Origin of the sequence: Okeania sp. SIO2B9 (genome assembly GCF_010672505.1) — a bacterium.
Taxonomy (GTDB): Bacteria; Cyanobacteriota; Cyanobacteriia; order Cyanobacteriales; family Microcoleaceae; genus Okeania; species Okeania hirsuta.
Genome location: NZ_JAAHGK010001178.1, coordinates 1 through 2389 on the forward strand (window position 1 = coordinate 1; position 2389 = coordinate 2389).

Genomic DNA, 2389 nt, shown 5'->3' on the forward strand with positions numbered 1-2389 from the left:
AGCGTGGTTGAATTGGATCGACTCTGCTTTGGTGGACTCTGGAATTTTCAAGGTTATCAGCAAGAACTAGAAAGTCCTAACAGTGATTTGCTAATTTTAGTAATTAGCCAAATGAATGAAGAGATGGAAAGGGAGGTAACCTTTAAATCTTCTAACTCTAAATCAGAGCTTACCAATTATCAGTCCATAATTGGCATAGGTTGTTTATGGGCTATTTTAGAGGAAGCACATATCACTATTCTCGGAATTCATCCCCAATACCAACGTCTGGGTTTAGGTCAGTTATTATTATATTCCTTAATGAGGTCTGCTTGGGACAGAGGTTTAGAGAGAGCCACCTTAGAAGTTGCAGCTTCAAATACATCTGCATTGTCCCTTTATCACAAGTTTGGGTTTCAAGATGTGGGCCGTCGTCGAGGATATTATCAGCAAACTGGCGAAGATGCTCTAATTCTATGGCGTGGTCATCTCCATGACCCAGAATTTGAGCAAACTTTGTCCCAATGGCATAGACAAGCGATCGCTCGTCTGAATGACTATGAAGTAAGGTGGGAAAAGTTAGAATCGGTTATTGGTAATTAGCGATCGCTCAACTCAAATAGCTTTATTATTTTGAGTTAATTTTGTTTATAGACCCTTTTGCCTACACTTTAAATTTATTGTATGGAGTTTATAGATATAATCTGTAAAAAATCTAAAAACACATAAAAAGTCTAAAAATCTCACCCAATATTGCATTTTGTTAAGATATTTTCTCATAGAATCTAAATATAAAAACTACATTAATAGCAAAGATTTAGTTGACTGAAATAGATAATTGTTACCGATAAAACTTTAGAATTTCTTAAAATAAACAAGCAGATTTAATCATCTCTATATAAAAACCTGAGCTATACTTTAGAAACTCAAATTATATTTTGGCTATAAATATGTAAGTGTAAATACCATTAATGGAGGAGGAAGTACATAACGTTAAATTCTTTAGAATCTTACATCTCAAAAGCAAGCTTTATAGATAATGATTTGATTCCAGTGTACAACAAAGGTGAGAAAAATCAAGTTACTTTTTCAGGAAAAAGAGTAGAAAGAGGAATGCAATTGCACCGCCACCAAAGGATTAATCAATGAGTTGCGTGAACGGTTCTCTGAATATAATGAGAAAAGCAGCTCACTTTTGTCTTTAACTATGGGAAGCGAGGGTGTTGTAGTATCTCCTTCGGGGGAGCTTTCCTGCTGAATGCTACGCAAACGCTAACACCCAGTCAGGGTGACACCTGGGTTCCGAAGGATATGTCTTATGTGACTATATTTTTATGAACTATCTCAAGTCTGAATAAGCATTTTGCGGGGTAAATACAGAAAGCGTAAACTTCTCTAAAGTTCATCAAACTTACTCATAATTATAGCTATCAAACTAAAATAAGTAAGTTTTTTTTCAGTTGTCTATCCATTGAGTCGCTATCAGCTACAATTAAGGTATGAAGCTAGTTGAACGTCATGTTATCAGCAAATCACATTATTTGTGGTCAGAAATTGACCACAAGGCTTTTTTGTCGAAAAATCTGTTCAATTTAGCTAACTATTATTATCGTCAATACTTCTTTTGCGATCAAAAGAAATTAAATTTTAATGAACTGTATCACAAGGTATCTAAAACTGATGATTATCAAGCTTTACCTACCAAGGTAAGTAAGCAAATTATTAAGAGATTAGATCAAAGTTGGAAACATTATTTTTCAGCTTTAAGAGAGTGGAAAAAACAGCAAAATAAATTTTTAGGAAAACCAAAAATTCCCAAATATAAACATAAGTCAAAAGGCCGAAATATTCTGCCTTATCCAGATGAATCAATTTACAAAAAAGCCTTAAAAAAAGGGATTTGTCATCTGTCGATGAGTGAAATAAAAATTCCTACTTCACAGACAGAAATAATAGAGGCAAGAATTATCCCCAAAAGTAGCTGTTATCTTATAGAAATAGTCTATGAAAAACAGGAGGAAATAACAAATAATCAACAAATAGCAGGAGTAGATTTAGGAGTAAATAACTTAATAGCTGTAACGACAAATCAAACAGGAATATCACCTCTTTTGATTAAAGGCAGACCATTAAAAGCAATCAACACTTTTTATAATAAACAGCGCTCTTGTTTACAATCTCAATTAAAAAATAACCACAATAAAAGTAATTATCATCGGTTAAAAAAATTAACTCACAAACGAAATTGTCGAGTAGAAAACTATCTCCATACAGCAAGTAAAAGAGTAATAGATTGGTGTGTAAACTATGAAATAGGGACCTTAATTATTGGGTATAATCAGACTTGGAAACAAGAAATAAAATTAGGGAAAAAGAACAATCAACAATTTGTGAATATCCCTCACTATAG

At 33.2% G+C, this 2389-nt stretch carries 2 protein-coding genes; both read left to right on the plus strand.

What is annotated here, in order from left to right:
- A partial coding sequence (gene rimI / locus F6K13_RS28625) for a ribosomal protein S18-alanine N-acetyltransferase (protein ID WP_287289234.1) occupies window positions 1-582 on the plus strand: 582 nt, incomplete at its 5' end.
- A gap of 896 nt (window positions 583-1478) precedes the next feature.
- Window positions 1479-2389 (plus strand): transposase (locus tag F6K13_RS28630; protein WP_287289235.1); only part of this gene is annotated, 911 nt, incomplete at its 3' end.